This is a genomic window from Mesorhizobium yinganensis (assembly GCF_040081985.1).
Lineage (GTDB): Bacteria > Pseudomonadota > Alphaproteobacteria > Rhizobiales > Rhizobiaceae > Kumtagia > Kumtagia yinganensis.
Map to the genome: position 1 here is coordinate 87,737 of NZ_JBEBMH010000023.1, position 7,181 is coordinate 94,917.

General features: G+C 65.1%; 7 protein-coding genes. 5 read left to right on the top strand and 2 right to left on the bottom strand.

What is annotated here, in order from left to right; genetic code table 11:
• Nucleotides 1-168 precede the first annotated feature (168 nt).
• Nucleotides 169-1,668 carry a helicase HerA domain-containing protein gene (locus ABMA59_RS28435; RefSeq protein WP_349008747.1) on the top strand — a complete coding sequence of 500 codons (1,500 nt, stop codon included), beginning with the start codon at nt 169-171 and terminating at the stop codon, nt 1,666-1,668.
• 107 nt (nt 1,669-1,775) lie between these two features.
• On the opposite strand, the gene ABMA59_RS28440 is transcribed toward ABMA59_RS28435, so the two are convergent.
• Nucleotides 1,776-3,032 carry an Hsp70 family protein gene (locus ABMA59_RS28440; protein WP_349008748.1) on the bottom strand — a complete coding sequence of 419 codons (1,257 nt, stop codon included), beginning with the start codon at nt 3,030-3,032 and terminating at the stop codon, nt 1,776-1,778.
• Between the two features lie 310 nt (nt 3,033-3,342).
• Here ABMA59_RS28440 and rpsU point away from each other — a divergent pair, with 310 nt between their 5' ends.
• The 4 genes from rpsU to ABMA59_RS28460 all read left to right on the top strand — a co-directional run bounded on the left by rpsU (nt 3,343) and on the right by ABMA59_RS28460 (nt 5,690).
• The gene (gene rpsU, locus ABMA59_RS28445; RefSeq protein ID WP_349008749.1) at nt 3,343-3,624 is read left to right on the top strand and encodes a 30S ribosomal protein S21; all 282 of its coding nucleotides are present in this window, start codon (nt 3,343-3,345) and stop codon (nt 3,622-3,624) included.
• 124 nt (nt 3,625-3,748) lie between these two features.
• Nucleotides 3,749-4,597, top strand: coding sequence for a tetratricopeptide repeat protein (locus tag ABMA59_RS28450; RefSeq protein WP_349008750.1), 849 nt, complete (start codon nt 3,749-3,751; stop codon nt 4,595-4,597).
• 204 nt (nt 4,598-4,801) lie between these two features.
• The gene (locus tag ABMA59_RS28455; RefSeq protein ID WP_349008751.1) at nt 4,802-5,281 is read left to right on the top strand and encodes a DUF992 domain-containing protein; all 480 of its coding nucleotides are present in this window, start codon (nt 4,802-4,804) and stop codon (nt 5,279-5,281) included.
• 10 nt (nt 5,282-5,291) lie between these two features.
• Nucleotides 5,292-5,690, top strand: a complete 399-nt coding sequence (locus ABMA59_RS28460) for a VOC family protein (protein WP_349008752.1) — start codon at nt 5,292-5,294, stop codon at nt 5,688-5,690.
• A gap of 70 nt (nt 5,691-5,760) precedes the next feature.
• On the opposite strand, the gene ABMA59_RS28465 is transcribed toward ABMA59_RS28460, so the two are convergent.
• Complete coding sequence (locus ABMA59_RS28465; RefSeq protein WP_349008753.1) at nt 5,761-6,255, bottom strand: nucleoside deaminase; 495 nt, start codon at nt 6,253-6,255, stop codon at nt 5,761-5,763.
• Nucleotides 6,256-7,181 lie beyond the last annotated feature (926 nt).

The following is a 7,181-nucleotide window of genomic DNA, read 5'->3' on the forward strand; positions in this document are numbered from 1 at the left end:
TGTCCTCTTTCCGTCATGCCGCAACGGTTGAGCCTGATTGATGACATCGGCGGCATTGTCAAACGGTCCGGCCTCATGCACGTCATCGTGCCTGTGGGAATCATCCGCCCACGCTTCGCGCCAAGGCGCGGCGGATGCTAAGGACGGGATTATGACCAAGGGCGCGGGATGAAGGTCAATATCGACATGGGGCAGGCTTCCCCCGGGAAGCCGGCCGACCTTGACCTGGAAGAACTGCTGGCGACCCGCCTGCTGGTGCAGGGCAATTCCGGGTCCGGCAAGTCGCATCTGCTGCGCCGCCTGCTTGAGCAGAGCGCGCCCTGGGTGCAGCAATGCATCATCGATCCCGAAGGCGACTTCGTCACGCTGTCGGAAAGATTCGGCCACCAGGTGGTCGACGCGCAGCGCACCGAGGCGGAACTCACCCGTATCGCCGGCCGCGTTCGCCAGCACCGCGTCTCGGTCGTGGTCAACCTCGAAGGGCTGGACGTCGAGCAGCAGATGCGCGCCGCCGCCGCCTTCTTGGGCGGCATGTTCGATGCCGAACGCGACCATTGGTATCCGGTGCTGGTGGTGGTCGACGAGGCGCAGCTTTTCGCGCCCGCCGCCGCCGGCGAGGTGTCCGACGAGGCGCGCAAATTGTCGCTCGGCGCCATGACCAACCTGATGTGCCGCGGCCGCAAGCGCGGCCTGGCCGGCGTCATCGCCACCCAGCGGCTGGCAAAGCTGGCAAAAAACGTCGCGGCCGAGGCGTCCAACTTTCTGATGGGCCGCACTTTTCTCGACATCGACATGGCGCGGGCCGCCGACCTGCTCGGCATGGACCGGCGGCAGGCCGAAATGTTCCGCGACCTGGCGCGCGGCCATTTCGTGGCGCTTGGCCCTGCCCTTTCGCGGCGGCCGCTGCCGATCACCATCGGCTCGGTCGAGACCTCGGCGCGCTCCACCAGCCCGAAACTGACGCCTTTGCCCGACGCGCCCGAAGACGCCCGCGACCTCATCTTCACGCCCGGCCCGGAAGAGGCCCGGCCGGTCGTGCGAAAACCGCCGCCTGCGCCGGTGCCCACCGCCGATCTCCTCGCGCAACTGTCGCGGCCGAAACCGGCGCCGATGCCGGTCGAGCAGCCGGTCTTCGCCATCATCGACGAGGCCGAGCGCGAGGCCGGCATCGACACGGTCCTGCGCGAGATTCTCGACGATCCGGATGCCGCCTTCCGCTCCGACGCCGTGCTCTACCAGGATTTTCTGGTCCGCTGCCGCATCCGCCGCGTGCCCGGCGAGCCGCTGCCGCTCTCCGCCTTCCGTCGCCGGCTGGCGGTCGCGCGAGCCGGCGTCGACCAGCGCGCGCCCGACGGCGAGGCGTGGACGACCGCGCTCAGCCTGTCCGAATCCCTGCCGGACGATCTGCAGGGCGTGTTCCTGATGGTCGCCCGCGCCGCCACCAACCGCGACGCTTGCCCGTCCGACGCCACGCTGGCCCGCGCCTATGGCAGCCACTCGCCGCGCCGGGCCCGCCGCCTGCTCGCCTATTTCGAGGAGCGCGGCCTTCTGGTCGCCCGTACCGACTTTCACGGCAAACGCGTGCTCGCCTTCCCCGACCTCGGTTGCGAGACCGCTCCCGGCGATCCCGACGGCCCAGACGAGGCCCAGCGCGACGCGGCGGAGTGAAGGTGGGGGGACAGTTTACTTAATTCCGCAGTATCACGCGGCGCTTCAAGGCTGGCGCGGGCGGAATTAAGTAAACTGTCCCCGGCGTTTGCAGACTTCGCCTGCCCTCACCCGAACTTCCGCTGCGCGTCGATGGCCAGCCCCAGCCCGACGCTGCCGAACATGTCGCCCTGCACCACGGAAGCCTTCGGAAACATGGCAAGAATGCCCTCGCGCACCTGCGGGATGGCGGTCGATCCGCCGGTCAGGAACAGCGTGTCGATGCGCTCCGCCGTCACGCCGGCATCCCTCAGCGTCCGCGTCACCGTATCGGCGATCCGCTGCACGGCATTGGCGATCGCCCTCGCCAGATCGTCCGCCGTGACCGGCAGCGTGAATTTGTCGTCCAGCATGTCGAGATCGATCCGTGTCTCCGAAAAATCCGTCAGCGCGATCTTCGCCTTTTCCACCTTGGCCGCCAGCGCATGGCCCTGCCTGTGCCGCACGATGTCGATCATCCGCTCGACCAGGTCCGGCCGCGCCGCTTCGTAACGGATCTGGCGCAAATCGCTCATCGCCTTGGACGTATAGAGCAGGTTGATGCGCTGCCATGTCGCGAGGTCGAAGAAATACCCCACCGGCAGGTTGCGTTTGCCGTCCTTGGTCTGCGTCCCGTATCCCAGTTCCGGCATGACCGCGGCGATCGACAGCAGCCGGTCGAAATCCGTGCCGCCGACATGCACGCCGGCATTGGCCAGAATGTCGTCCTTGCGGTCCGCCGCCTTGGCGCGCTCGGGCGACACCCGCACGATCGAAAAATCCGAAGTGCCGCCGCCGATGTCGACGATCAGCGCCAGTTCTTCCCTGCGCACGCTTTGCTCGTAGTCCAGCGCCGCCGCGATCGGCTCGAACTGGAAGGATATGTGGCGAAACCCCTTGGCGCGCGCGGCCTTCTCCAGTTCGGCCTGCGCCTGCCGGTCGGCTTCTTCGTCCTCGTCGACGAAATGCACCGGCCGTCCCAGCACGATTTTTTCGATGCCACGGCCGGCGTCCTCTTCCAGCCTTTCCTTCAGATAGGCGACGAACCCGCCGATGATATCGGTGAAGGCCATCGACCGCGCCTTGATCCGCGTCTTCTCGCGGATCAGCGAGGTGCCGAGCACGCTCTTCAGCGCCCTCAGCAAGCGCCCCTCGGAGTTCGCCGTGTAATCCTCGATGGCGCGCCGTCCGAAATAGGTGCGGTCGTCCTCAAAGTTGAAGAACACCGCGCTGGGCATGGTGACATGCCCGCCCTCCAGCGCCACCAGCCTTGGCTTGCCGCCCTCGAACAGCGCCGCGGTGGAATTGGAAGTGCCGAAATCGATCCCGCCGAAGTCCGGCTTCATGGCATGCCCCGCCGTGCTGGATTTTCCCGCCACCCGCGGGGAGGCGTCCGCTACACCAGTCGCGACGCCCTGTCGACTCGGAATCGACGCCGAAACGCCTTGCGCCGCATGGCCGAAAAGCGCAAATTCGGGCCGCCGCCGATCACTTCGCCGCGACCCTGCCTGTCCGGCGCAGCAATCGTGACCCCGGCTGTGGACAAGCCGCCCTGATTCTGTTATCAGCCGCCACAATTCGCGACGGACGCCGCCGCGAGGACAAAGGTGTATTCACCGTTTGTCCGTTGAATCAAACCGAAAGACAGGATTGCCCGTGCAGGTACTCGTCCGCGACAACAATGTTGATCAGGCGCTTCGCGCGCTGAAGAAGAAAATGCAGCGCGAAGGCATCTTCCGTGAAATGAAGATGCGCGGACATTATGAGAAGCCTTCGGAGAAGCGTGCCCGCGAGAAGGCCGAGGCTGTGCGCCGCGCCCGCAAGCTGGCCCGCAAGCGCGCCCAGCGCGAGGGCCTGCTGCCGTCCACGCCGCGTCCCGTGCCCGGCGCGGCTGGTGGTCCCGGGGCTGGAGCCGGTGCCGGCCGTCCGGCGCGTTGATCCGCCCATATTTCGTCTTTTTCGGGAACTAGCGGGAGGTGGGGCGATTCGATCGCTTCCACCTCTTTTGCGTTGACTGTCGGCTTGATGCCGGCCCGGACGGCTGAACGGGGAATTTTTGGCAATGGATGAACGCGCTGGCCACCGCTTGATTTCGGCCCGTGGCCTTGTCGCGGTCGCCGCCATGGTTTCCGCCCTGGCGCTCTCGGCTTGCGAATCCGTGCCGAGCGGCGAACTCGCCGCCGTCGACGTGGCCCAGGGCTCCAGCCAGAACATCTCCTCGCTCAGCGCCGTCATCCAGCGCAACCCCAGCGATCCGGAAGCCTACAATGTGCGCGGCTCCGCCTATGGCCGCGGCGGCCGCTACCGCGAGGCGCTGCAGGATTTCAACAAGGCGATCGAGCTGAAGCCCAATTTCTACCAGGCCTATTCGAACCGCGCCCTGATCCAGCGTTTCCTCGGCGACCAGTCGGCCGCGCTCAGCGACTACAACCGCGCCATCCAGCTCAATCCGAACTACGACGCCGCCTATATCGGCCGCGGCAATCTCTACCGCAAGGCCGGCCAGACCCAGCAGGCCTTCAACGATTTCCAGAAGGCGATCCAGCTCGACACCACCGACCCGCGCGCCTACCACAATCGCGGCCTGATCTATCAGAGCCAGGGCCAGCACGCCTTCGCCATCGAGGATTTCTCGACCGCCATCTCGCTGGCGCCCGATTCGCCCGAGCCCTACAACGGCCGGGGCCTGTCCTACCTGGCGATGAACGACAACGACAACGCCTTCGCCGACTTCAACACCTCGATCAAGCTCGACGGCCGCATCGCCGAGAGCTGGGCCAACCAGGCGCTGGTCTATGAAAAGCGCGGCGAGAAGCAGAAGGCCGCGAAGTCCTACGCCGAGGCTATCCGGGTGGACCCGAACTACGCCCCGGCCCGCGAAGGCCTAGCCCGCGTGCGCGGTACCGGCTGAGCCATTTGCCGGCTGCGCTCCGGCAGCGATTTGCCGGCCCGAATTGTCGGATTGCCGAACGGATTGCCGGAAAGCATTCTCAATCCAAACTTGCTCCAAACCGGAGGTGTACAGGTCACCGGGCCGTGCTATGCCGGTCTTGTTGGAACCTGCCGGTGCGTCGCCGGTTATCACGCGAACAAGCTGTTTGAGGAGCTTCGCCCTATGAAAAAGACCGTCCTTGCGGCCACCGCCGCCATTGCCCTTCTGGCTGGCGCACCGGTGGTCAGCGCCGCCACCGTCGACCTCGGCCTGCTCGACTGCGAGGTTTCCGGCGGCGAAGGGTTCATCTTCGGCTCGACCAAGACAATCGCCTGCACCTACACGCCGTCCGATTCCAGCCTCCCCTCGGAGACCTATTCAGGCGAGATCAAGCGTTACGGCATCGACATCGGCTTCACCGAAAAAGCTGACATCAAGTGGGCTGTTCTGGCGAAAACGGCCGGCGCCTACGGTCCGGGCGCACTGGCCGGCCACTATGGCGGCGTCGGCGCCGAAGTAACCGCGGCTCTGGGCGTCGGCACCAACGTTCTGGTGCGCGACTCGACCAGCGACTTCATCCTCCAGCCGGTCAGCGTCCAGGGCCAGACTGGGCTGAACATCGCGCTCGGCGTGGCTGAACTCCAGCTCGCGGCTGGTCAGTAAGCCCGGCGACGTGTTCGATCACCTCGGCTTTCGGGTGAGCGATCTGGCGGCCGCGCGTAAATTCTACGACGCGGTCGCCGCCTCGCTCGGGCTGTCGACAATCGACAACACCGAAACGTCCTTCCTGCTTGTCCGCGGTGTTGAGCAACCGGTGCCGTTCGTATGGATCGGCACCGACAGGCCGGCTTTCTGGCGGGAGGGCGACCGCACGTCGAACAGCCCGCTGCATCTTGCCTTCAAGGCCAGGGACAACGCAGCGGTCGACGCTTTTTACCGGGCCGCATTGCAAAACGGCGGCGTCGACAACGGCGCGCCCGGCCCGCGCGGCCCGGCGGAGATGGGCTACTACGGTGCCTACGTGCTGGACCCCGACGGCAACAACATCGAGGCCGGTTTTCGCGCAGGCTGAAACGCGCTCCCGAGCAGGTTGGACCGGCTTCGCCGACAGAGGCCAACGGTTCGACCTGAAGAGAAACGCCTTAGCGGCCGGACCAGTATTCCTCGTGGAGTTTCGCCGCCTCGTCCGCAAGCATGGGGCCGACGACCTCCGTTGGGCGCTGGCCGGCGGCGAACACGATCTCACAAGGCAGATCGAGCGTCGGGTTTTCCTCGCTGCTGCCGATCCGCTCTTTCATCTCCCGCTCGGAGAGGCCGAACACGACGCGCCCGATGCCCGACCAATAGATGGCGCCGGAGCACATGGCGCATGGCTCCGCCGATGTGTACATCGTGCATTCCGCGAGAAAATTGAGGTCGTAGGCTTTGCCCGCGCGCGTGGCGAGAAGCTTCTCCGCATGGGCGGTGCGGTCGCCGCCTTCCGAACTGTAGCCGTTGCGCTGTTCAAGCAGGACGTTGCCGTCCCGGTCGGCGAGAATGGAACCGAAGGGATGATCCCCGCCATCGCGCGAAAGCCGCGCCACATCGAAGGCTTTTCGCAGCAGTGACTCGTCATAGGGCCGTCTGGTGCCTGCCATATTGTTAGCTCCTAAGGCTTATCGCAATTCACGAACCATCAACGCTTCCAGACGACGGAATGGGAACCACTGGGGACAGTTTTACCCGGTCCACTCGGAAACCCGAAAACCGTTCGCGCGTGGCCGATGCTCGAAGGTAGCCGCAGGGGACAGTTTACTTTCTTTCGGCAGAAAGGCCGCAGCAGTCCAGAAGTCGCGCGGGCCGAAAAAAGTAAACTGTCCCCGGCACTTGTGCCTGTTCGACCGCGCACCTCCTAGACCGTTTTCGGGTTTCCCAGTGGACCGGGTATTACTAAATTCCCTGGAGAGACGCAGCGCTTCTGAGTTGGCGCTAGTGAATTAAGTAGATTGTCCCCGGCGTTTGCCCTGGCCCCGGCCGCCAGCTTCCAGCGGACCGATATCGGGTTGTCAGGTAGACCGGGTATTGCGCTCTTCGCCAACGAGAAGTTCTCCGGCTTTCCGGCGTTGGTCGTCTGACATTCCTCCGATCAAATAGGTGTCAAAGATGAACTTTGATTGGTTTTGACGTTGCCAGCAAGGCCGATCGCCGTCGCCGCACGAACCGCCGCGAAAAACTGTCCTTGTGAGATCAGGCGCAGCGTAGGACGCTGGAACTGCTTCGTCCAGCCTCGATCTCCGGGAGCGGCAACTGCCGAAGTCGACAAGGAGAGCGGTCCCGGCGGACCAGCGGTCCTTGCGCCCACCGATGGTTGTGTCAGCATCCGTCAGGATTATTTTCCCGAAACCTTTCCCCGCCCCTCCCGACCCGCGCGATAATCCTCGCCGCCCGTGTCGGGAAAGGAAGCGGCTGTGCTGGCGATGGACTGGAATGCGGCAATCGACAAGAACCGGGAGGCGCTGAAGCGTATCCTCGCCATGCTCGTCGCCATGGCCGGGCTGAGCGGCGGTGTCAAGCTTGGCGCTGA